This is a genomic window from Nonomuraea sp. NPDC050310, from assembly GCF_040655795.1.
Classification (GTDB): domain Bacteria; phylum Actinomycetota; class Actinomycetes; order Streptosporangiales; family Streptosporangiaceae; genus Nonomuraea.
Genome location: NZ_JBFAKP010000002.1, coordinates 102,506 through 124,590, shown reverse-complemented (window position 1 = coordinate 124,590; position 22,085 = coordinate 102,506). Strand labels below are relative to the sequence as shown.

The following is a 22,085-nucleotide window of genomic DNA, read 5'->3' as shown; positions in this document are numbered from 1 at the left end:
GTCAGCGGGTGGCGGAGTAGGCCGCCAGGATCTGCCGGACCACGACGTCGGGCCGGGACTGCATGACCACGTGCGAGGCGCCCGTGACCTCGCGGACCTTGCTGCCGGCCCGCTCGGCCATGAAGCGCTGCACGGCCGGCGGGATGACCTTGTCCTCGGTCGGGATGACGTACCAGGACGGGACCGACTTCCAGGCCGGGACGCCGCTCAGGCCGGACAGGCCGTCGACGCTGCCGGGCCGCTGGGTGACCGCCATCTGCCGGGTGACGTGCACGGGCAGGTCGGCGGCGAAGACCTCACGGAACTTGGCCTGGTCGATGTAGCCGTCGTGGCCGCCGCCCGGGAAGTCGCGGATCACCAGGGCGCCGCCCAGCAGGCTGCCGGGGAAGCGCTCGGCCAGCTTGAGCGGGGTCTCGCCCTGGTCGGGAGCGAAGGCGGCCACGTAGACCAGGGCCTTGACGTTGGCGTTGTCCCGCGCCGCGTTGGTGATGACCGCGCCCCCGTAGGAGTGCCCGACCATGATCACCGGGCCGGGGATGGTCTTCACCAGGCTGGAGACGTAGGCGGAGTCCCCGGCCAGGTCACGCAACGGGTTGGCCGCGGCGATCACCGGGAAACCCGCCGCCTGGAGCGCGGTGATCGTCGCGTTCCAGCCGGAGGAGTCGGCGAACACGCCGTGCACGAGCACCACGGTGGGTTTCGCGGTGCCGCCCGTGGTGGCAGCGGCGGAGGTGGTGGCAGAGGTGGCGGCGGCGGAGGTGGCGGTGCCGGTCAGGCCGAGCATCAGGGTCAGTACGGCCAGCAACATGCTCAGGCCGCGGTGGCGGGGGCGGACGGTCATGGTGATCGCTCCTCGTCGGTAGGCGCCGGCTTCTCGTCGGCAGCACGAGCATGCGGCGGCGCCCCCGGCCCACGAATCGGTCAGTTGACTGCACCCTCCAGCGCGTCCCGCAGTGCTGCCCGCGAGGTGATCCCGAGCTTGGGGAAGATCCGGTACAGGTGCGCGCTGACCGTCCGCGAGGACAGGAACAGCCGCTCGCCGATCTCCTTGTTGCTCAGCCCCGAGGCGGCCAGGCGGGCCACCTCCAACTGCTGGGAGGTCAGCCCGTGCGCGGCGTTGGGCCGCGCGGTGACCGCCACGCCGGTCGCGCGCAGCTCCTGCTCGGCCCGCTGCTGCCAGGCGCTCGCCCCCATCCCGGCGAACAGCGCCGAGGCCCGCCGCAGCTCGGGGCGGGCCTCGCCGGGCTGCAGGCGGCGGCGCTGCAGCTCGCCGAAGGCCAGCCGGATCCGCGCGTGATCGAAGGGCCAGCGTTCGGTCAGCGGCAGCGCCAGCGCCGAGCGGAACAGGCCGACCGCTTCCTCCTCCGGGGCGACCAGCGCGCGGGCGGCGGTGATCAGCAGCCGCAGCCTCGGCGGCTGTACGGCCAGCCGCATGGCCGCCGCCACGTGCGCCCGTGCCTCGGCGGTCCTGCCGGTGCGCACGGCCGAGTCGACCAGCTCGAAGACCGTCCAGGGGGCGTAGGCGACGTGCGCCGGCACCGAGCCCGGCGGGCTGATGCCGCTCCAGTGCCCGTAGGCGCTCTCGTAGTCGCCGTGCGCCATCGCGGCCAGGGCCAGGTTGCGCGCCGACAGCGACAGGTGCAGCCCGCTGCCGCGCGGCGCCGCCCACTGCTCGACGGTCCGGCTGTACTCCAGCGCGCTGTCGGCGTCCCCGCGGCCCGCGGCGATCCAGCCGAGGCTGCAGCGCAGGTCGTGGGCGAGCAGGTCGAGGTCGTGCCGGACGCACAGGTCCAGGCCCGCGCCGGCGGCGGTCTCGGCGGCGTCCCACTGGCCGGCCAGGAAGTGGTCGTGCGCGGCCAGCCAGTAGCCGCTCGCCGCGTGCATGGCGCCCTCGCCGCCGATCAGGCCGCGGATGTGCGGTCGGTAGTCGGGCAGCAGGTCCAGCCAGGTCGCCGCCCGGCACAGCGCGGCCACCCGGCCGGGCGGGGCGTCGCCGGGCAGGGCGTCGAAGGCGGCACGGACCCGTTCCGCGCTGCCTTCGCCGCGGAAGACGTCGTGCAGCAGCCGGACGTGCGGGTCGCCACTGCCGGAGACGAGGCCGGAGACGAGGCCGGTGACCTCGGCCCACTCCTCGTGGTCCTGGGCGTAGGAGGCGGCCAGCACCCGGACCAGCAGGCCCGAGCCCGGCGCGCGGCGCAGCAGCCGGCGGGCGGCGTCGAGGTCCCCGTCGCGCAGCAGGAGGATCTGCGCCCGGGTGGACAGCGCGCGGGCCGGGTCGTCCAGGTGGCGGCGGGCCTCGTCGAGCAGTTCCTGGGCCAGGTCGAGCTGGCCGGACTCGCCCGCCAGCTCGGCGGCGCGCTCCAGCCGGCGGGCGCGGTCGGCCAGGTCGGGAGTGAGCGCCGCGGCCTTGCGCATCGCCTCGACCGCCAGCCCGGTGCCGCCGCGCACGCTCACCGCGTCCGCCGCCGCCTCGATCTCGGCGGCGGTCGCCTCGTCCGGTTCGACGCTCGCGGCGGCCAGGTGCCACATCCTGATCTCGGGATCGTCCTTGTACTGCTCGGCCAGCACCGCGTGCGCCAGGCGCAGCTCCTCCGGCGAGGCGGTGCCGCTGATCGCCGACCGCACCAGCGGGTGCCGGAAGCGCAGCCCTGACGGGGTCGAGTGCCGGGTGACCAGCCCGAGCCCTTCGACCTCCAGCAGGTCGTGCGGCGAGAGCTCGGCCCGGTGTTCGAGGCGGTCCCCGTCCAGCGCGGCGACCAGCAGCGTGGTGCGGATGTGCGGCGGCAGGGCCAGCACCCGGTCGGCGAAGGCCGCCTCCAGCCGGGTGCGCAAGGGGGCGCCCGCGGGCAGCAGCTCCACCCCGACCGAGGTCTGCGGCAGTTCGGTGAGCGCCAGCGGGTTGCCCGCGGCGTCCTGCAGCACGCGGCGGCGGACCGACTCGGGCAGGCCCGGATGCACCTCGTCGAGCAGGTGCCCGGCGTCCTCGTCGGCCAGCGGGCCGAGCTCCAGCATGTTGATCCCCGGCGTGACCCGCTCGCGGGCGGTCAGCGGCCGGCGTGCGAAGATCGCCCGCAGGTCGTACGGCTGGAGCCGCAGCAGGATGAACATCATGACCTCGCGCGTGGGGTGGTCCACCCAGTGCGCGTCCTCCACCGCGATGAGCACCGGGCCGTCCTCCGCCACCGCCGCCAGCACGGCCAGGGAGGCCACCGAGATGGCCAGCCGGTCCGGCGCCGGCCCCGCCTGCAGGCCCAGCACCCGGCGTAACACGTCGCGGTGGAACGGCTCGACGCGGTCGAGGTAGTCCATCACCGGGGCGAAGAGCTGGAACAGGCCGCCGAAGGCCAGTTGCGCCTCGCTCTCGAACCCGCTGCCGCCCAGCACCCGGACGCCGCGCTCTCTGGCGTAGGCGATGCCCGCCTGCAGCAGCACGGACTTGCCCACGCCCGGATCGCCGTGCAGGACCACGTTGGGCGGCGTGCCCGGGGCGCGGTCGATCGCGCGGCGGAGTTCGGCGAGCTCACGCTCGCGGCCGATGATGTCCATGGAACGCCTCCTCGGGTGCAGTCATTTGACCGATGCCGCCGGGACCCGGCGAGCCCATGCTGGGCAGATGCCGCTGCTACAGGTGGATGACCAGGTGCGCCTGCACGTCGAGGACTTCGGCTCGGGCGCTCCCGTGCTCCTGGTCCCCGGCTGGCCGCTCACCCTCCGGTTCTGGGAACCCCAGGTCGCCGCGCTCGTCGCGGCGGGGCACCGGGTGATCGGCTACGACCGGCGCGGCTTCGGGCGGTCCGACCGGCCCTGGGGCGGGTACGACCAGGCGGCCTTCACCGCCGACCTGGCGGCCGTGGTGGACGGGCTCGGCCTGACCGGTGTGAGCCTGGTGGGGTTCGGCACCGGCTGCGCCGAAGCGCTCGCCTACGCCGCGACCTCCACCCGGGTGCGCCGGCTGGTCCTGGGCAGCCCGGTCCTGTTCCCCGGCCCGCTGGCCGGCGACCTGCACGACGCCGCCGCGCGGCACCGCATCCCGGTGCTGGACGAGGTCCTGCGGCGGCTGTTCGCCGTCGACGGGCAGGACGCCCTGGACGAGCAGACCCGGCTCTACCTGCTGCGGGAGGCCTGCGACGGCGCGCCCCAGGCCACCTTGGGCGCGCTCGGCACCTGGCGTGACGCCGACCCCGGACCCGACCTGGCCCGGGTGACCGTGCCGGTGCTCGTCATCGCGGGCGGCCGGGACGCCTTCGTGGACCCGGACGGCGGAGCGGAGCGCGTGGCCCGGTCGATCGCCGGCGCCCGGCTGGCGTGCGTCCCGGACGCGCCGCACGGCGCCTCGGTCACTCATGCCGAGGAGTGGAACCGGCTGCTGCTGGCGGAGCTTCGGGCTGGAGAGCATGATCCGACGGTAGGCAGCGGGGCGGCTGAAGGCATTCGTCGGATGACGTAGATGGACTTACGTAACCGCTGCGGCCCTCTCCCGTGAACGCCGACGGCCCCGCCGTACCTCCTTCTCGGAGAGGTACGGCGGGGCCGTCGGGTTCCTGGCTCAGGAGTGCTTGAGCGCCCAGGCGAGCGCGGCGTCGGCGATCTCCTCCCAGCCCTCCTCGGCGGGCATGAGATGCGAGCGGCCGGGAAACTCGAGCACCTCGGTGAGGGTCTCGGGCGACTTGTAGTGGGCGGCGTTGGACCGCTGGATCTTCGGCGGCATGAGGTTGTCGTGCTCGCCGGAGATGAACAGCAGCGGCTTGCGCCGGTCGTTGCGGTAGTCCACCCAGTTGTCGTCCTTGCCCGGGTGGATGTTGGCCAGGGCGCTGCCCCAGAAGATGTGGCCGGAGGCGGGGATGTGGTAGCGCTCGTAGGCGGCGCGGGCCTGCTCCTCGGGGAAGGTGTTGGTGAAGGCGTAGCGCCACTGCTCGAAGGTGAAACCGACGGCCTTGTGGCGGTTCGCCGGGTTCTTCAGCACCGGGAAGGTGGCCTTGATCTGGGAGAGCGGGATGACCTTCACGCCTTCGGTGGGCGCGGAGTTGATGGCCACGCCCGCCGCGCCGTACCCGTGGTCGAGCAGGATCTGGGTGAACACGCCGCCCGCCGAGTGGCCCATGATGATCGGCGGCCGGTCGAGGCCGCGGATCAGGCTCTCCAGCGACTCGATGATCTGCGGGACGGTGACCTGCTCGATCGGCGTCGGGTCGGCGTTGAGCGCCTCCACCTCGACCTCGAAGCCGGGGTAGGCGGGGGCCAGGACCTTGAACCCCTGGGCCTCGTAGCGGGCGATCCAGTGCTCCCAGTTGCGGGGCGTCACCCAGAAGCCGTGGATGAGGACGATGGTGTCGGGCTTGCTCATAGCGGTTTCACCTTTCGCTGGGCCGGAAGCTTTCACTGGGTCAGGAAGCACAGCAGGTCGTCGTTGAACTCGCGCTCGAAGTCCCCGGCCAGGCCGTGCGGCCCGCCCTCGTAGACCTTGAGGGTCGCGCCCTTGACCAGCTCGACCGAGGCCAGCGCGGAGGCGACGAGCGGCACGATCTGGTCGTCGTCGCCGTGCGCGATCAGGGTCGGCACGTCGAAGCGCTTGAGGTCCTCGGTGAAGTCGGTCTCGGAGAAGGCTCGGATGCAGTCGAGCGCGCCCTTGACGCCGACCTGCATGCTCCACAGCCAGAACGCGTCGATCACGCCCTGGGACACCTTGGCGCCGGGCCGGTTGTAGCCGTAGAACGGCACCGCCAGGTCCTTGTAGAACTGGGAGCGGTCGGCCTCGACCCCGGCCCGGATGCCGTCGAACACCTCGATCGGCAGCCCGTCGGGGTTGGCGTCGGTCTTGAGCATCAGCGGCGGGACCGCGCCGAGCAGGACGGCCTTGGCCACCCGCGAGGTGCCGTGCCGGCCGATGTAGCGCGTCACCTCGCCGCCGCCGGTGGAGTGCCCCACCAGCACCGCCTCGCGCAGGTCGAGGCGGTCCAGGAGGCCGGCGAGGTCGTCGGCGTAGGTGTTCATCTCGTTGCCCTCCCACGACTGCCCGGAGCGGCCGTGGCCGCGCCGGTCGTGGGCGATGGCGCGGAAGCCGCGGTCGGCCACCAGGCGCATCTGGTTGTCCCAGGCGTCGGCGTTCAACGGCCAGCCGTGGCTGAACACGACCGGCTGCCCGCTCCCCCAGTCCTTGTAGAAGATCTCGGTTCCGTCTGCGCTGCTCACGTAAGGCATCTGGGATCCTCCCTGGTCGGTCTCGACGGGATCGACGCTAGATCCGCGCCGCCCGGCGGCAATCGGTCAGATGACTGCACTGCGGACGGCCGGCCGGGTGCTTACGAGGGACCTGTGACGATGCCCGCGACGAGGTTGAGGGTGGTCGCCAGGATGCTGGTGCCGAAGACGTAGGACAGCAGGCAGTGGCGCAGCACCACCCGGCGGATCTCGGGGCTGGAGACGTCGGTGTCGGAGACCTGGTAGGTCATGCCGAGGTTGTAGCTGAAGTAGAGGAAGTCGCTGTAGGACGGCGGGTGCGGGGAGTTGAAGTCGATCCCGCCGGCGTGCTCGTAGAAGAGGTAGGCGTAGCGCGTGGCGTACATCAGGTGCAGCGCCGCCCACGCCATGAACACCCCGGCGACGCCGGCGGCGGCCGCGGCGTGGCTGTCGCCGGTGTTGCCGACCAGGAGCAGCACCACGATGACCGTCAGCCCGGAGAGCGCGGCCGTGACGATCACGACCTCCTCGGTCACCGGCCGGAAGTCCTCGCGCCGCGCGTAGCGGTGCGTGGTGCCCGCGTCCATGGACCACAACACGATCCACCCGGAGACGACGAAGGCGGTGGCGGTCGCGGTGATCGCGGTGAGCAGGGCGATCGGCCCGTCGGCCAGCAGTCCGACGAGTGCGCCGACGACCGCGCCGGCCAGCCCGGAGTACACGAGCCGGGTGACGGCCGACAGCGGCGGCCGGATCATGTGCCGGTGATGGTGACCCGCAACTGCTTCATCAGCGGCTGGTCGCTCTGGGCGCTGTAGTCGGTGATCGCGCACAGCACGTTCATCTCCGGCATGTAGCCGGCCGCGCACCCGCGGGGCATGTCGTGCGGGACGGCGAGGAAGCCGGTCAGGGAGCGGGTGGAGCCGTCCTTGGCCGTGGCGGTGACGCCCACCGGCCCGAACTCGGGGATGCCGAGCTCGCGCATGTCGTCGGCGTTCATGAAGACGAGGGTCCGCAGGTTCTTGATCCCCCGGTAGCGGTCGTCGTCGGAGTAGATGGTGGTGTTCCACTGGTCGTGCGAGCGCATCGTCCACAACCTGAACGTGCCGGGAGCGGGCAGCACGTCGGGCAGCGGCGCCGAAGCGAACTCGGCCCGCTCCGACGGCGTGAGGAAGACCAGTTCGCGCGCGGGCTGCTTGATGCGGAAGCCCATCGGCAGCCGCACCCGCCGGTTGAAGTCCTCGAACCCGTCGAGCACCCGGGCCATCGTGTCCCGGATCCGGTCGTAGTCCTCGACGTACCACTCCCACGGCGTGGCGCTGGCCGGCAGCGCCGCGCGGGCCAGCCCGGCGATGATCGCCGGCTCCGACCGCAGGTGCGGCGAAGCGGGCCCCTTCATCCCGACGGACAGGTGGACCATGCTCATCGAGTCCTCGACCGAGGTCCCCTGGAGCCCGCCGGCCTGCTCGTCCTTCTCGGTCCGCCCGAGGCACGGCAGGATCAGCGCCTTGCGCCCGTGGACGAGGTGGCTGCGGTTGAGCTTGGTGCTGACGTGCACGGTCAGCTCGCACGAGCGCAGGGCCGCCTGGGTGTAGACGGTGTCCGGCGCGGCCAGCGCGAAGTTGCCGCCCATGCCGACGAAGACCTTCACCTCGCCCCGGTGCATCGCCTCGATGACCCCGACCGTGTCCAGCCCGGGGGCGCGCGGCGGGTCGATGCCGCAGACCGCGGCGAGCCGGTCGAGGAAGCCGGCCGGCGGCCGGTGGTCGATCCCACAGGTGCGGTTGCCCTGCACGTTGCTGTGCCCGCGCACCGGTGACGGGCCGGCGCCCTCGCGGCCGATGTTGCCGCGCAGCAGGAGCACGTTGACGATCTCCCGGATGGTGTCGACGCCGTGCTCGTGCTGCGTGACGCCGAGGCACCAGCTGATGACGGTCCGGTCGGCGTCGCGGTAGACCCGGGCCGCCTTGCGGACGCCTTCGCGGCTGATCCGGGACTGGAGCTCGATCTCCTCCCACGACGTCGAGGCGCACAGCGCCGCGTACTCCTGGAAGCCGACGGTGTAGCGGTCGAGGAACTGCCGATCCACCGCGCCGGGGTCGGTCTCGGCCAGTTCCAGGGTGGCCTTGGCGATGCCGCGCATCAGCGCCATGTCGCCGCCGCTGCGCACCTGCAGGTTCAGCGTGCTGGTGCGGGTGGCGCGGAGCAACGCCATCTGGGTGAACTCGTGCGGGATGATCGTGCTGCCCGCGGCGGCCTCGATCAGCGGGTTGACGTGCACCACCTGCGCGCCCCGCCGGTAGGCCTGGGCCAGCGTGGTGAGCATCCGGGGCGCGTTCGAGGCGGCGTTGACCCCCATGACGAACAGCGCGTCGGCGGTCTCCCAGTCCTTGAGGTCGGCGGTGCCCTTGCCGGTGCCGAGCGCCGCGGTCAGGGCCCGGCCGCTGGCCTCGTGGCACATGTTGGAGCAGTCGGGCAGGTTGTTGGTGCCCAGCTCGCGGGCCATCAACTGGTAGAGGAAGGTGGCCTCGTTGCCGAGCCGCCCGGAGGTGTAGAAGGCCGCCTGGTTCGGGTTCTCCAGCGCGCGCACGGTGCTGCCGAACAGCTCGAACGCCTCCTGCCAGCCGATCGGCACGTAGTGGTCGGTCTCGGCGTCGTAGACCATCGGCTCGGTCAGCCGGCCCTGGTCCTCCAGCGCGAAGTCGCTCCACTGGGTCAGCTCCGTCACCGAGTGCGCGGCGAAGAACTCGCGCCCGACCCGTTTGCGGGTCATCTCCCAGGTGGCGTGCTTGACGCCGTTCTCGCAGATGTCGAGGTGCAGGCCCTGGGTGTCCGGCCAGGCGCAGCCCGGGCAGTCGAAGCCGCCGTCCTCGTGGTTCATCCGCAGGAGGGACCTCGGGCCGTCCACCACCTCGCCCTGGCGCAGCACGATCTCGGTGACCGCCTTCGCCGCTCCCCAGCCCGCGGCCGGGTGCCGGTACGGACGTGCCTCGGGCTCCTTCCCCGGCACGGGACCGACCTGCTCCGCCTCGCCACCGTTCACGGCGCATCCCTTCGTGACGCCTGCCGCGGAGGCTCAGCGCCCCTCGCCGGTCACACGATTCCCGCGGCCTGCTCCGCGGAATCTCGGCTTTGGGCAAGGGATCGGTGGGTTTGGGGGGAGTCCGCCGACTGGTGTTGCGGAATGTTACGGTTCATCTACCTAACGACACTTTCATGGAGGCAGGGATGTCCGCCGACAACCAGATCGAGGAGGCGCGCGCCGAGGTGGTCGCCGCCGCCGACCAGGTCGAGAGCCGGATGGTCGACCTCGGCGCGGTCCTGGCGCCCGACGCCAGGGAGGAGGCCGGGCAACTGGTGCAGGACGCCCGGCAGTCCCTCGACGAGGAGGTCGGGCTGGAGCGGCTCCAGGCCCTCGGCGCCGAACTGCGGCGGACCGCGCGGAGCCTGCCGACGCGGACCGTCTGAGCCCGTCATCACCTCGTAAGACCGTGGCCGGGTGCGTGGTCCTACGCTGGCCGCATGGTCAGAGCACGGGCCGCCACGGCGGCGCTCACCGCGGCGTTTTTGCTGGTCAGCGGGTGTGGCGGGGGTGAGTGGGACGACGCGGCCGCGCCGCTCGACACCCGTGCCCCGCTCTCGGCCCCCACCACCCCCGCAGCGGTTTCGGCTTCGGCGGTGCCCACGCCTGTTGTCCCGGCCGCGCTGCGGTTCACCGCGCGGACCCTGGACGGCCGGCCGTTCGACGGCGCCGGTCTGGCCGGCCGGCCGGTGGTCTTCTGGTTCTGGGCCCCCTGGTGCCCGAAGTGCCGCGCCGAGGCCCCCGCGGTCAAGGCCGTAGCGGCCGAGTACGGCGAGGCCGCCTTCGTCGGCGTCGCGGGCCTGGACACCGAGGCCGCGATGAAGGAGTTCGTCCAGCGCACCGGCACCGGCTCCATCGTCCAGCTCGCCGACCCCAAGGGCGCGGTGTGGACGAAGCTGGGCGTCAGCAGCCAGTCCACCTTCGTCTTCCTGCGCCCCGACGGCTCCACCACCAAGGCCACCGGCCCGCTCGGCGAGGCCGAGCTCGCCGGCCACGTGCGCAAGCTGACGGGCTGACCGATGGCCGCCGACCTGCCGCTCGCCCTCGCCGGGACGGCCGGCCTCGTGGCCGCGTTCAACCCGTGCGGTTTCGCGATGCTCCCGGCCTACCTGACCCTGCTGCTCGGCGACGACAGCCCCTCCGCGCGGGGCCCGGTCGTCCGGGCGCTGACCCTGTCGGCCGCGATGACCGCCGGGTTCGTCACCGTCTTCGGCCTGTTCGGGCTGGTCGTCACGCCGCTGGCGGTCTCGGTCGGACGTTACCTGCCCTGGGTGACCATCGTCATCGGCCTCGCCCTGCTGGCGCTGGGCGGGTGGCTGCTGAGCGGCCGGGAGCTGCTCCTGCGCGTCCCCACGCTGTCCCGTGGCCGGCCCACCACCTCCGCGGCCTCGCTCTACGGCTACGGCCTGTCCTACGCCGTCGCCTCGCTGTCCTGCACCGTCGGGCCCTTCCTCGCGGTCACCTCGGCCTCGCTGACCGGCGGCGGCCCGCTCGGCGCGCTGGCCGTCTTCGCGGCCTACGCGCTGGGCATGGGGCTGGTGGTCACCTTCCTGTCCCTGGCCGTGGCTCTGGCCAGGGCCGCCGTGGTGGGCCGGATGCGGCGTGTCCTGCCGTACGTCACCCGCGTCAGCGGGGCGCTGCTGCTGCTCGCCGGCCTGTACGTCGCCTACTACGGCTGGTACGAGCTGCGGGTGTTCGCCGGAGCCGCGGCCGACGACCCGATCATCTCCGCCGTCACCTCGGCGCAGGGCCTGGTCACCGGCCTGCTGGAGTCCGTGGGCCTCGCCTGGGCCGCGCTCGCCGTCCTGCTCGTGGCCGCCCTGACCCTCCACCGGGTACGGCGAAGCCGAGCCGCTAACCCCAGCGCAGCCGCTCCTCCAGCAGAGCCTGCTGAGCGGGATTGACGGTGAGCTCCAGCGCCCGCGCGTCACACGAGCGCGCCGCCCCCGGCTCCCCCAGCGCCCGCAGGACCTCCGCCCGGATGGCGTGATACAGCGGGTAACCGTCCAGCGTGCCGGCCAGCGCGTCCAGCTCGGCGAGGGCGGCGGCGGGACCTTGCGCGTACCGCACCGCCACGGCCCGGTGCAGCCGGCCGACCGGCGACGGCGCGAGGTGGAGCAGCACGTCGTACAACATCACGATCTGCGGCCAGTCGGTGTCCTCCCACCGCTCGGCCTCGGCGTGACAGGCCACGATGGCGGCCTGCACCTGGTAGGGACCGGGACGGTGATGGGTGCGGGCGGCCCGGGTGAGCAACGCGGTGGCCTCCTCGATCAGCGGCCGGTCCCAGCGCGACCGGTCCTGGTCGGGCAGCAGGACCAGGCGCTCGTCCGGGCCGAAGCGGGCGGCGTTGCGGGCCCGGTGCAGCCGGATGAGCGCCAGCAGCCCGGCCGCCTCGGGCTCGCCGGGCGCCAGTCTGACCAGGAGCGCGGCCAGGAACTCGGCGTCGTCGACCAGGTCCCGCGCCTGGGCCCGCTCCGCCGTACTGGACAGGTAGCCCTCGTTGAACAGCAGGTAGACCACGGCCAGGACCTCGTTCAGCCGGGCGGGCAGTTCCTCGGCCGACGGCACGCGGTACGGGATCCCGGCCTCGGCGATCTTGCGTTTGGCGCGGGTCAGCCGTTGCGCGACGGTCGTTTCCGGGACGACGAAGGCCGCCGCGATCTGCGCGGTGCTCAGCCCGCACACCACCCGCAGCGTCAGCGCGATCTGCGCCGGCCGCGACAGCGCCGGGTGGCAGCAGGTGAAGATGAGCCGGAGCCGGTCGTCCGGCTCCTGCCGCACCGGCCAGCGCAGTTCGGCGAGCTTGGCGCGGTAGGTCGACTCCCGGCGCAGCACGTCCAGGCCGCGGCGGCGGGCGACGGTGAACAGCCAGGCGTCGGGCCGGTCGGGGACGCCTTCGGCGGGCCAGCGCCTGAGCGCGGTCTCCACGGCGTCCTGGACCAGGTCCTCGGCGGCGGAGAAGTCGCCCAGCAACGAGACCAGCGAGGCGGCGAGCCGCCCCGCGTGCTCCCGCACCACCCGCGCCAGCAGTTCCGCCTCGGGACCGCCGGGCGCCCCTGACCTGGTGGTCATCCCGCCGGGCGGATCTCCACGAGCGGGCAGGCCGGCCAGGTCCTGGCCAGCCGCAGCGCCTCGTCGAGATCGGCCACCTCGACCTCGACGTAGCCGCTGACCACCTCCTTGCCCTCCACGAACGGCCCGTCCGTGACGACCGGTTCGGCGCCGGCCCGCAAGCGCATGGTGGTCGCGGTGTGCGCGGGCGCGAGATGCGTGTGGTGCGTGATCTGGTCGGCGTGGTCGGCGAACCACCGGCCCACCGCCTCGTAGGCGGTCTCCCGCTCCAGTTCTCCCATCGCCTCGAGCTCCTTGGCGAACTGCTCGGTCTCGACGAACATCAGCACGTACTTCATGTCGGCTGCCTCCCGCGTCTGGTTCCAGCTTTACCAGGAAGACGATCGGCGACCCGCGCTATACGACATCTCGCCTACCTTGGATCCCATACCCAGGTGCGGCGTGAATCCGGCTCAACCGGGGCAGGACCCGTACGGCCTCACGAGGCACAGGCGCCGCAAGAAATCGAGATCGACATGGTGAGAGACACCGGCAGGATGCTGGCAGGGCTGCTGGAGGCCGGCCACATCGGCGCCCTGGAGCAGATGCCTTCGCTGATCGCGAAGCACGCCGCGTACGTCGGTCTGCACGAAGTGCTGATCTACCTGACCGATCTCCAGCAGCAGGTGCTCAGGCTCCTGCCGGCCGGGGACGCGGACACCGCCGTCAAACCTCCGGCCGAGCTGCGGATCGGCAACACCGTGGCCGGGCGCGGGTTCATGGAGACCCGGATCGTGTCGCGGCCCGGCGCCGAGGGCGAGCCGGACCACTGGTGGATCCCGCTGCTCGACGGCACCGAACGCCTGGGGATGCTCCGCGTCAGCGTCCGGGACGCCGACGACACCGACCTGGTGAACATGCGGGCGCTGGCCTCGCTGGCGGCCTTGCTGGTGGCCAGCAAACGTTCGCACAGCGACTCCTACGCCCGGCTGGTGCGCACGAGGCCGATGCACGTGGCGGCCGAGATGCAGTGGAAGCTCATGCCGCCGCTCACCTTCGCCCACCCGGAGGTGGTCATCTGCGCGGCCATGGAGCCGGCCTACGAGGTCGGCGGCGACGCCTACGACTACGCCATCGCCGGTGACGTCGCGCACCTGGGCATCTTCGACGCCATGGGCCACGACGTGTCCGCCGGGCTGACCGCCAGCCTGGCCGTGGCCGCGTGCCGGAACAACCGGCGGCAGGACCTCGGCCTGGCCGAGAACACGGTGAACATCGAGGAGGTGCTGATCTCCGAGTTCGGGCGCGGCACCCGCTTCGTCACCGCGATCCTGGCCGATCTCGACACCAGCACCGGGATGCTGAGCTGGGTGAACCGGGGCCACCACCCGCCGGTGGTGATCCGCGGGGGCCGGTGGACGACGTCGCTGACCTGCCCGCCCGCGCATCCCATGGGCATGGGCCTCGACCTGCCCGTCGTCATGTGCCGCGAGCAGCTCGAACCCGGCGACCGGGTGCTGCTCTACACCGACGGCATCACCGAGGCCCGCAGCGCCGGGGGCAGGGAGTTCGGGCTCAGCCGGTTCGTGGACTTCATCATCCGGCACACCGCCGACGGGCTGGCCGCGCCCGAAACGCTGCGCCGCCTGGTGCACGGCGTGCTGGACTACCACGACGGCCTGCTCCAGGACGACGCCACGGTGCTGCTGGTGGAGTGGCAGGGCGCGACCCAGTCCCGCCTCACCATCACCGCCGACTGACCGCACCTCACCCGCTCGCGCATGAAACCGACATTTCGGGGCAAAAAGGATGTCGGTGTCCGCTGCGGAGAAGAGGCCCTGTGGATCACAGCCGTAGGACGACGTCGTGCCCGCCGGCGTCGGCGACGTCGAGAGGACGGCCGCCGACCGGCACAGCCGTGCCGCCGGTCGGCGTCGAGGAGGAGTTCTTCCTCGTGGATCCATGCACCGGCCGGGCCGCGCCACGGGCAGGGCAGGTCGTGGCCAAGATGCCGCCGCGCTTTCGCGGGCTGCTGCAACGCGAGTTCGCCGCCTGCCAGGTCGAGGCCATCACCACGCCGCACCATGACCTGGCCGACCTGGGCGAGCAGGCGGGCACGATGCGGGCCGAGCTGGCCGCGGCGGCCCGGGACGCGGGCTGCCGGCTGATCGCCTCGGGGACCATTCCCTTCGAGCGGCCCGGCCGGGCCGTCCTGACCGAGGATCCCCGCTACCGCATGATGGCCCGCGAGTACGGGGCCGTGCTGGTCGGCGACCAGTCCTGCGGCTGCCACGTGCACGTCGAGGTGCCGGACCTGGAGGAGGCCGTCCAGGTCTGCAACCATCTGCGGCCCTGGCTGCCGACGTTGCTGGCGCTGACCGCGAACTCGCCCCTGGTGGGCTGCACCGACAGCGGGCACGCCGCCTGGCGGGCGCGGGCTCAGGCGAGGTGGCCGACGGTGGACTTCCCGCCCTATCTGGACAGCGTCCAGGAGTACCGCGAGACGGTCGAGGCGATGTTGTGCTCCGGGGTCATCCTCGACGAGGCGATGATCTACTGGCTGGTGAGGCCCTCCCATCACCTGCCCACCGTCGAGGTGCGGGTGGCCGACGCGTGCGCGACCGCCGGGGAGACGGTGCTGCTGGCCGCGATCGTGCGGGCCCTGGTCTCGACCGTGCTCGGCGAGGTGCGCTCGGGGCTGCCCGCGCCGCAGCCGCCCGAGTCGGTCCTGCGGGCGGCGCACTGGCGGGCGGCGCACGACGGCCTGGAGGGCAACGGCCTGGACCTGGCCACCCGCAAACTGGTCCCGGCCTGGCGGCTGGTCGGCGAGCTGGTCACCTACCTCACGCCCGCCCTGTCGGCCGCCGGCGACCTGCCCATGGTCGCCAGGCAGCTCACCTGGCTGCGGCGCGTGGGCTGCGGCGCGGCCCGCCAGCGCATGGTGTACGGCTGCCGCGGCGGCGCCGGAGCCCTGACCGCCTACCAGAGCCGCCAGACCGCCGGCCGGTGACCACGAGGTCCTCGATCCGCCGCGCCCCTCAGCCGGGCCCGTGCTCGATCCCGCTGATGCTCAGCTCGCCCCAGGCGGGCTCGACGCGCACGCCCTCCGCGTCGCGGACGAGCGTGCCCCACCCGTCCGGCAGCAGCAACGGCCACCGGCCCGGTCCGCGCGGAGCCACGGTGAGGCGCCCGGTGACCGCGTCGTAGGACGCCCCGGCCAGCGCGTCCAGCACCGACCACCCGGCCAGCGCCCGCGCGTAGTGATCGCCGCACTCGATCTCGTTGTACGGGTTGCGCCGCCGCCCGTCGTAGCGGCTCCACAGCCCGTCCAGGATCGCCCGGCCCTCCTCCTCCAGCCCTTCCCACAGGCAGTGCGCCGCGACCTGGTACTCGCTGCCGGTCCACACCTCGTCGCAGTACCGGGTCGGTACGGCAGGCCGCCCGCCCCGTGGCCAGGTGCACATGAGCAGCCCCACGTCGTCCTCGTCGGCGAAGACCCGGTAGGGATGCTCGAAGTCGCGAAACCCCTTGCGCAGGTTGTGCGCCACCACCGCGCGCAGCGCCGAGACGACGTGCTCGCGCGGCAGCACGTATCCCAACCCGAGCTGGTGCGCCCACCACTGCCCGATGAGCTGGTCGGCCAGGCACCCGTCGAGCCACTGGAACTCCGCCGAGTCGCCCTCCGCCGGCACCTGCACGTAGTAGGACCCGTTGAACAGCTCCTCGTCGTACCGGGCGCTCCCCCGCGTGAACAACTCCCGCAGCTCCGCCGCGAGCGCGGGCTCCCCGGCCAGCAGCGCCATCTCCTCGGCCGCCCGCAGCGCGGCCAGCCAGAGCGTGCCCATGAAGGGGTTGAGCCCGCACAGGTCGATGTCGTGGGTGGAGGGCTGGACGCCCAGCAGCACGCCGCTGCCGTGCGGGTCCCACTTGCCGCGGATGTGGTCCAGCAACCGCTTCACGCCCGGCCAGTAGGCGTCGAGGGCGGCGCCGTGCCGTACCTCGCGGTAGGTCTTGAGCACCGCGCCGAGCATGCCGTCGAGGGCGGGCTCGACCGGGCCGCCGATGGGCCGGTCCCAGAGCTGGCGCAGGTAGGTCGGCACGATCACGCGATGCGGCAGGTAGCCCTCGGGCGCCTGCATGACCCCGAACTCGGTGTCTCGCATGCTCCGTTCCAGGGTGGGGAAGAGCCGGGCCGCCGCCTGCGCGTAGTTCCACACGTGGGTGCAGTTGAGCGGGCACGAGCCGCCGACGTCGCCCGTCCACATGACCGTCGAGGCGCCCAGCACGCCCTCGAAGCCGAAGAACGCCCCGTCCGCGGCACGGAAGCAGGTCGGGCTGCGCAGGATCGAGGCCTGCGCGGCCAGATGCTCGACCTCGACCGGCGACAGGCTGCTGCCGGTCAGCGTCTCCACCCAGCGCAACGAGTCCTCGCGCAGCGAGGTCCACCGGTCGCGGACGTGGGCCGCCACGTCGAGCGCGTCGGCGAAGCGGGTGGCGTAGGCGTTGCCCAGCCAGAACCGGGTCGGCCCCCACTCCGGGTTCGGCGGTCCGAACTGCACGAAGCTGGCATAGCGGTTGGGGAAGCACCAGGCCAGGCAGAGCCGGACCTGGCGCGACTCGCCGGGCTGCAGGACCATCGGCGCGACCACGCCGCCGTTCCACGTCTGGCCGGGCGGGCTGGTGCCGAAGGCCTGTTGCGGGCCGCTCGCCTGCGGGTCGGCCGCCCAGGACGCGTGCCGTACCCGCTCGGCGTCGCCGTAGACCGCGCGCCCGGCCAGGAAGGCGAGGAACTCGTCGGGGTGGGTCCACTGCGGCAGCACCGCCGCGTCGGCCGCGTCCACGGTCAGCACGGCCTGCCCGGCGCCGGGCGCCGCGGGGTCGAGCCCGGCGTTGTCCATGACCAGCGAGGTCCAGCCGCCCGAGCGCCGCACCCGGTTGGTGTTGCCGCCGTAGCCGAGCGCCCGCACCCCGTCCACCGGCGTCGTCCCGTCGTGCCCGACCGGGTTCTGGACGGCCGCCGCCAGCCACACCTGCGCGGGCAGCGGGCCGGGGTTGGTGACGGTGAAGGTGAACAGCGCCGCGGGCAGCGAGCTGTCGTCCACGTCCAGCGGGATCAGCGGGTTGAACGCCTCCAGCCCGACCTCGACCGGCAGCCCGTGGTAGTCGAGGTGCGCGAACGGATAGACCCCGCGGAAGGTCGTCGCGGGCACGCCTTGATGCGCGCTCAGCAGGTCCCGCTGCCAGGCGGGCACGTGGTCGTCGTCGACCAGCGGCGTGGCCGGGGCGTCCGGGGCCTGCGCCTGCAGCACGAACAGCTCGTCGGCCGGCGGCTCCCACGTGCTCACCCGCAGGGCGAAGAAGGTGTACGGCAGGACGCCCCGGTGGTTGCCCACGTTCTGGAGCTGCCACTGGCGCAGCGAGCCGTCGGCGCAGATCGCCAGGTTGCCGGTCCCGATCCCGCCCAGCGGCATCGCGACGTGCCGGCCCTCCTCGTGCGGAATCGCCCGCCCGGCCCTCACTTGAGCCCCGCGATGCGCACGCCGCGGATGATGTGCCGCTGGAAGATCAGGAACAGCAGGATGACCGGCAGCGCGGCGAGCGTGGACCCGGCCATGAGCAGGCCCTGCTCGCTGCTCCGCTCGGAGCGGAAGCCGGCGAGGTACTGCTGGATGGGGAAGAGCTCCGGGTCGGTGATGGTCAGCACCGGCCAGACGTAGGAGTTCCAGAACAGCAGGAACGAGGTGGCCCCCACCACCACGAAGGCCCCCTTGGACAGCGGGATGAAGATGTGACGGAAGATCCGCCACGGCCCCGCCCCGTCGAGCTGGGCGGCCTCCTCCAGCGCCGCCGGCACCGACAGGAAGAACTGCCGCAGGAAGAAGACCTGCACCCCCGCCGCCGCGCCGGGCACCACCAGCACGGCCATGCTGTCCAGCATGCCCAGCTCGGTCACCACGATGAACGAGGTCAGCATGATCGCGATGCCGGGGATGAACATCGTGGTCAGCACGATGACCCAGAGGGTCCGCTTGAAGGCGAACTCCAGCCGCGCGAAGGCGTAGGCCCCCAGCGAGTTGACCACCAGGCTCAGCGCCGCGAACAGGGTGGCGCCGACCAGCGTCACCCCGAGCGAGCGCACGAAGGCCTCGTCGGCCAGGAGCTGGGTGTAGTTCTCCCAGCGCCACACCTCGGGGAAGAACTGGAACGGCGTGGCGACCACCTCGGTCTTGGCCTTGAACCCGGCCACCGCCAGCCAGGCCAGCGGGAACAGCGCGGCGACGACGAACAGGACGGCCAGGCCGTACCGCAGGATCCAGCCCAGTGCGCGCCTCATGCGTCCATCGCCTTCTCTGATCTGACCAGCCGGAAGATGATCGCCGACACCGCGCCGAGCACGACGAACAGCAGGAGCGCGGCGGCGATCGAGTAACCGACGTACAGGTCGGTGTTGAAGTGCTGGAGGATGAACAGGTTCGGCAGGTTGGTGGAGTTCACCGGGCCGCCCTGGGTCATCAGCCACGGCAGGATGAGGAACTGGAGCGACGCCGCGAAGCCGGTCACCAGCAGGAACAGGATGACGTTCTTCATCAGCGGCAGGGTGATCCGGGTCATCTTGGTCCATGGCCCGGCCCCGTCGAGCGAGGCGCACTCGTAGTAGGTCTCGGGGATGTCGAGCAGCCCGGCGAGCATGATCAGCGAGGCGACGCCCATGCCGATCCAGATGGCCGGCACGGCGATGGCGGGCAGCGCGGTGGCGGTGTCGCCGAGCCACGGGATCGCCTCGATGCCGAAGAAGTCGAGGAACCAGTTGAGCAGCCCGCCGCGGTGGGTGTAGATCAGCGTGAACACGATGGCCGCGATGACCTCGGAGATCACGGCCGGCACGTAGATCGTCACCTTCAGCACCGCGGCCATCCGGCGGCTGACCGACTTGACCAGGTTGGCGAAGACGAAGGCGACGGTCACCTGGATCGGCACCACGATCGCGGAGAACAGCAGGCCGCGCGAGACCGAGTGCAGGAACTCCGCGTCGGTGAGCACGTTGAGGTAGTTCTCCAGGCCGACGAAGACGGCCGGGTCGTAGAAACTCCAGGTGAAGAAGCTGATGTAGGCCGCGTGGAGCAGCGGCCAGATCACGAAGACGCCGAGCAGCACCAGCAGCGGCGTCACCATGAGGAACGCCGCCCGGTTGTCCCGCCTCAGCCGCCGGGGCGGGGCCGTGCCGGCCTGGGCCCCGGCGCTCGTGGCCCGCAGTGACGTGACAGCCACGGGCACTCCTTTCTCCGCTGCCGGTCCTGCGCGCGGGCCGGCAGCGGGCTCGCGAGGGTCAGGATCCCTGTCCGGCCAGGTTGTTCTTGGCGATCAGGTCCTTGATCTCGGCGTCGGCGGCCTGGAGGGCCTGGTCGATGTCCTTGCCCTGCAGCGCCTTCTCGATGGCCTTGCCGAAGGCCAGGCTGATGGCCCAGTCGTAGGTGGGCTCGGGCTTGGCGTGCTTGACGACCTGCTCTTCGATGATCTTGGCCCACGGGTTCTCGGCCACGGCCGGGTCCTGGGCGATCGCGTCGGCGACGGCCGAGCGCGGCGAGTACTTGGAGAACTTGGTGTTCTTGAAGAACTCCACCAGCAGGGTGGTGTCCCCGGCCAGCAGCCAGGAGACGAAGTCGGCCGCCCCCTGCGGGTTCTTGCTCTTGGCGTCGACCACCATGGTCCAGCCGCCGAGCGTGGCGGTGGGCTTGGTCGCGTCGCCGTCGAAGGAGGGCAGCGCCGCGGCGCCGATGGTGCCGACCAGCTTCGGGTAGTCCTGGATCAGCACGCTGGCCGCCCACGAGCCGCAGACCATCATCGCGGTCTTGCCCTGGCCCAGCGGGTTGGCGTCGGCGTAGGGCGCCAGCGGCTGCTTGGGCATGATCCCCTCCTGGTAGAGGGTCTGGTAGACCTGTAACAACTGCTTGTACTTGGGATCGGTGGCCTGCGGCGCCGACCAGTCGTCGGTGATCGGCAGGTGCCCGGCCGCGTTCCATTGCAGGCCCCACGTCGACCAGGCCATGTCGATCTGGTTGGCCGCGGTGACGACGCCGGCGACGTCCTTGGTGGTCAGCTTCTTGCCGTAGTCGATGAGCTCCTGCCAGGTGGCCGGCGGCCGGTTGGGGTCGAGCCCGGCCTGGGTGAACAGGTCCTTGCGCCAGAACAGCACCGCCGAGGGCTCCACGAGCATGGGGTAGGCGTACTTCTGCCCCTTGTACGCCACGGAGCCGGCCACCGACTCCTGCAGCCCGGCCCACTTGTCGGCCGGGATGAGCTTGTCGAGCGGCTGGATCACGCCGGTACGGGCGAAGCCGGGCACCTTGCTGTAGTTGACGGTGTAGACGTCCGGCGCCTTGCCGGCGGCCTGGGCGGCCTTCATCTTCTGGTCCCAGGTGTCGGCGGGGACGATCACGTGCTTGAGCACGACCTTGTCCTGCGCCTTGTTGAAGGCGGCGACCGCTTTCTTGTACCAGGCGTCCTCCTGGTCGGTGAACTTCTGCTGCCAGAGGGTGATCTCGGCCTTGGCGCCCCCGCCGCCGCCCTGGGCGGGTGGCTTGCCGCCCGAGCCGCAGCCGGCGGCCAGCACGGCCGCGCCGGCCACGGCCGCGATCAGCCGGATGAGTGGTGTGCGCACGTCGTCTCCTTACGTCATGATCACAAGATGGGCAGCCGTGCGCGCACCGGAGGCAGCGTGAACGGCTTGTGCGGCAGCTCCTGGTACCAGTAGGCGACCGAGGAGAGGTCGTCCTGGCGCCGGTTGGCGTGGCCGTGCTCGATGCCGACCCGGATCGAGGTGGTGAAGGGCACCGGGTCCTCGATGTGGAAGCGGTACATGGAGATCTGCCCCGACCAGTTCTCCCCGCCCGGCAGGGTCAGGCCGTGGTAGGGGGCGTGGTAGCTCTGGCTGGGGCACCAGGCGGTGTTGAAGTAGTCCTCGGTGCCGGTGCCGTGCAACGACGGCGGGAACGCCTCGCCGTCGATGAAGATCATGTCGTCGCCCTCGCCGTACCAGTTCCAGTCGGAGGTGTGGCGCAGGTTGGTGACGTTCAGGACGCAGCCGACGTAGTGGCCGCGGCCCTCGGCCTCGAGGATGGTGTAGTTGCCGGCGCCGTCGAGGTTGACCCCGCCGAACAGGTACTCCGAGTTCGACATCGTGCCCTGCTCGACGCCGTCTGCGGGGTTCTCCCGCCGCCACTGGGCGTGGAAGCGGCCCAGCCCCTCGCCCAGCTCGTCGAACTCGTCGTAGTCGATGTAGTAGTAGAACCAGAGCACCTCCTCGGCGCACTCGCTGGTCAGCTCGAAGCGCGCGCGGCTGCCGAAGGGCATGTGGAACCAGCAGTTGAACGCCTTGCCGTCCTGCGGGCTCATCTGCAGCGGCGCGGAGACGAAGTTGGCGGTGCGGGCGTGGCCCATGCCGAAGAAGTCGCCCAGCGGCACGAGCACGCTGGGGTGCTCGTTGTCGTCCCAGAAGACCCGCAGGACCAGCTTGCGCAGGAAGTCGCGGTCGCGGGTCTCGGGCGTGCCCGGGTCGCGGGGCGCCACGGTCATCCAGATGTGGTTGACCGAGCCGGCGCCCCGGATGTCGGCGAGCGTGACGGTCTGTCCCGGCTCGACGGTGACGCGGTCGTCGTTGCCGCCCGAACGGTCCCAGCTCGACACCCTCCGGCGGCGATGCGAACGCAACCGCGGCAGATCGCGCAGGCTGCTGCCGTACTGGCCGTACGTCACGGGTCCTCCTGAGAGAAAT

19 protein-coding genes are annotated in these 22,085 nt (G+C 72.0%); 6 read left to right on the top strand and 13 right to left on the bottom strand.

From position 1 onward, the window contains the following. Position 1: 1 nt before the first annotated feature. Together AB0I67_RS06690 and AB0I67_RS06685 are read right to left on the bottom strand one after the other, a co-directional pair. Positions 2–841: an alpha/beta hydrolase gene (locus tag AB0I67_RS06690; RefSeq protein ID WP_357918734.1), complete on the bottom strand. Its 840-nt coding sequence runs from the start codon at positions 839–841 to the stop codon at positions 2–4. Between the two features lie 80 nt (positions 842–921). After that, positions 922–3,546: an AAA family ATPase gene (locus AB0I67_RS06685; protein ID WP_357918732.1), complete on the bottom strand. Its 2,625-nt coding sequence runs from the start codon at positions 3,544–3,546 to the stop codon at positions 922–924. A 67-nt stretch (positions 3,547–3,613) separates the two neighbouring features. Here AB0I67_RS06685 and AB0I67_RS06680 point away from each other — a divergent pair, with 67 nt between their 5' ends. Then, entirely contained in the window at positions 3,614–4,447 is an 834-nt protein-coding gene (locus tag AB0I67_RS06680; protein WP_357918729.1) for an alpha/beta hydrolase, read from the top strand. 99 nt (positions 4,448–4,546) lie between these two features. Here AB0I67_RS06680 and AB0I67_RS06675 read toward each other — a convergent pair whose 3' ends face one another. The 4 genes from AB0I67_RS06675 to AB0I67_RS06660 form a co-directional block, all read right to left on the bottom strand. Further along, a complete protein-coding gene (locus AB0I67_RS06675) occupies positions 4,547–5,344 on the bottom strand; it encodes an alpha/beta hydrolase (protein WP_357918726.1) in 798 nt (265 codons plus the stop codon). 32 nt (positions 5,345–5,376) lie between these two features. After that, a complete protein-coding gene (locus tag AB0I67_RS06670; protein WP_357918723.1) occupies positions 5,377–6,198 on the bottom strand; it encodes an alpha/beta hydrolase in 822 nt (273 codons plus the stop codon). 101 nt (positions 6,199–6,299) lie between these two features. Then, positions 6,300–6,935 (bottom strand): DUF1345 domain-containing protein, encoded by a 636-nt coding sequence (locus AB0I67_RS06665; protein WP_357918720.1) that lies wholly within the window; start codon positions 6,933–6,935, stop codon positions 6,300–6,302. After that, complete coding sequence (locus AB0I67_RS06660) at positions 6,932–9,220, bottom strand: FdhF/YdeP family oxidoreductase (RefSeq protein ID WP_357918717.1); 2,289 nt, start codon at positions 9,218–9,220, stop codon at positions 6,932–6,934. The genes AB0I67_RS06665 and AB0I67_RS06660 overlap by 4 nt, the downstream gene beginning before the upstream one ends. A 185-nt stretch (positions 9,221–9,405) precedes the next feature. Between AB0I67_RS06660 and AB0I67_RS06655 the strand changes: the two genes are divergently transcribed. From AB0I67_RS06655 to AB0I67_RS06645, 3 genes are read left to right on the top strand one after another with little or no spacing between them, the layout of a single operon-like run. Further along, positions 9,406–9,645 (top strand): hypothetical protein, encoded by a 240-nt coding sequence (locus AB0I67_RS06655; RefSeq protein WP_357918714.1) that lies wholly within the window; start codon positions 9,406–9,408, stop codon positions 9,643–9,645. Positions 9,646–9,699: 54 nt separating this feature from the next. After that, positions 9,700–10,275, top strand: a complete 576-nt coding sequence (locus tag AB0I67_RS06650; RefSeq protein ID WP_357918712.1) for a redoxin domain-containing protein — start codon at positions 9,700–9,702, stop codon at positions 10,273–10,275. A 3-nt stretch (positions 10,276–10,278) separates the two neighbouring features. Next, positions 10,279–11,163, top strand: a complete 885-nt coding sequence (locus AB0I67_RS06645) for a cytochrome c biogenesis protein CcdA (RefSeq protein WP_357918710.1) — start codon at positions 10,279–10,281, stop codon at positions 11,161–11,163. Here the strand turns inward: AB0I67_RS06645 and AB0I67_RS06640 are convergent. Further along, complete coding sequence (locus AB0I67_RS06640) at positions 11,114–12,334, bottom strand: sigma-70 family RNA polymerase sigma factor (protein ID WP_357918707.1); 1,221 nt, start codon at positions 12,332–12,334, stop codon at positions 11,114–11,116. The genes AB0I67_RS06645 and AB0I67_RS06640 overlap by 50 nt on opposite strands. Beyond that, a complete protein-coding gene (locus tag AB0I67_RS06635) occupies positions 12,331–12,672 on the bottom strand; it encodes a YciI family protein (protein WP_357918704.1) in 342 nt (113 codons plus the stop codon). Before AB0I67_RS06635 ends, AB0I67_RS06640 begins: the two co-directional genes overlap by 4 nt. A 177-nt stretch (positions 12,673–12,849) precedes the next feature. Between AB0I67_RS06635 and AB0I67_RS06630 the strand changes: the two genes are divergently transcribed. Both AB0I67_RS06630 and AB0I67_RS06625 read left to right on the top strand, forming a co-directional pair. Then, a complete protein-coding gene (locus AB0I67_RS06630; RefSeq protein WP_357918701.1) occupies positions 12,850–14,073 on the top strand; it encodes a PP2C family protein-serine/threonine phosphatase in 1,224 nt (407 codons plus the stop codon). An 80-nt stretch (positions 14,074–14,153) separates the two neighbouring features. Beyond that, positions 14,154–15,323 carry a glutamate--cysteine ligase gene (locus AB0I67_RS06625; protein WP_357918698.1) on the top strand — a complete coding sequence of 390 codons (1,170 nt, stop codon included), beginning with the start codon at positions 14,154–14,156 and terminating at the stop codon, positions 15,321–15,323. A gap of 28 nt (positions 15,324–15,351) precedes the next feature. Here the strand turns inward: AB0I67_RS06625 and AB0I67_RS06620 are convergent, their stop codons facing one another. Genes AB0I67_RS06620 through AB0I67_RS06600 form a run of 5 tightly spaced genes read right to left on the bottom strand, consistent with a single transcriptional unit; the run spans position 15,352 to position 22,066 of the window. After that, entirely contained in the window at positions 15,352–17,832 is a 2,481-nt protein-coding gene (locus AB0I67_RS06620; RefSeq protein WP_357918695.1) for a GH116 family glycosyl-hydrolase, read from the bottom strand. Next, positions 17,829–18,647 (bottom strand): carbohydrate ABC transporter permease, encoded by an 819-nt coding sequence (locus AB0I67_RS06615; protein WP_357918692.1) that lies wholly within the window; start codon positions 18,645–18,647, stop codon positions 17,829–17,831. The genes AB0I67_RS06620 and AB0I67_RS06615 overlap by 4 nt, the downstream gene beginning before the upstream one ends. Continuing rightward, entirely contained in the window at positions 18,644–19,582 is a 939-nt protein-coding gene (locus AB0I67_RS06610; protein WP_357918689.1) for a sugar ABC transporter permease, read from the bottom strand. The genes AB0I67_RS06615 and AB0I67_RS06610 overlap by 4 nt, the downstream gene beginning before the upstream one ends. Positions 19,583–19,640: 58 nt before the next feature. Then, positions 19,641–20,972, bottom strand: coding sequence for an extracellular solute-binding protein (locus tag AB0I67_RS06605; protein WP_357918686.1), 1,332 nt, complete (start codon positions 20,970–20,972; stop codon positions 19,641–19,643). A 20-nt stretch (positions 20,973–20,992) separates the two neighbouring features. Beyond that, positions 20,993–22,066 carry a glycoside hydrolase family 172 protein gene (locus AB0I67_RS06600; protein WP_357918683.1) on the bottom strand — a complete coding sequence of 358 codons (1,074 nt, stop codon included), beginning with the start codon at positions 22,064–22,066 and terminating at the stop codon, positions 20,993–20,995. Between the last annotated feature and the right edge of the window lie 19 nt (positions 22,067–22,085).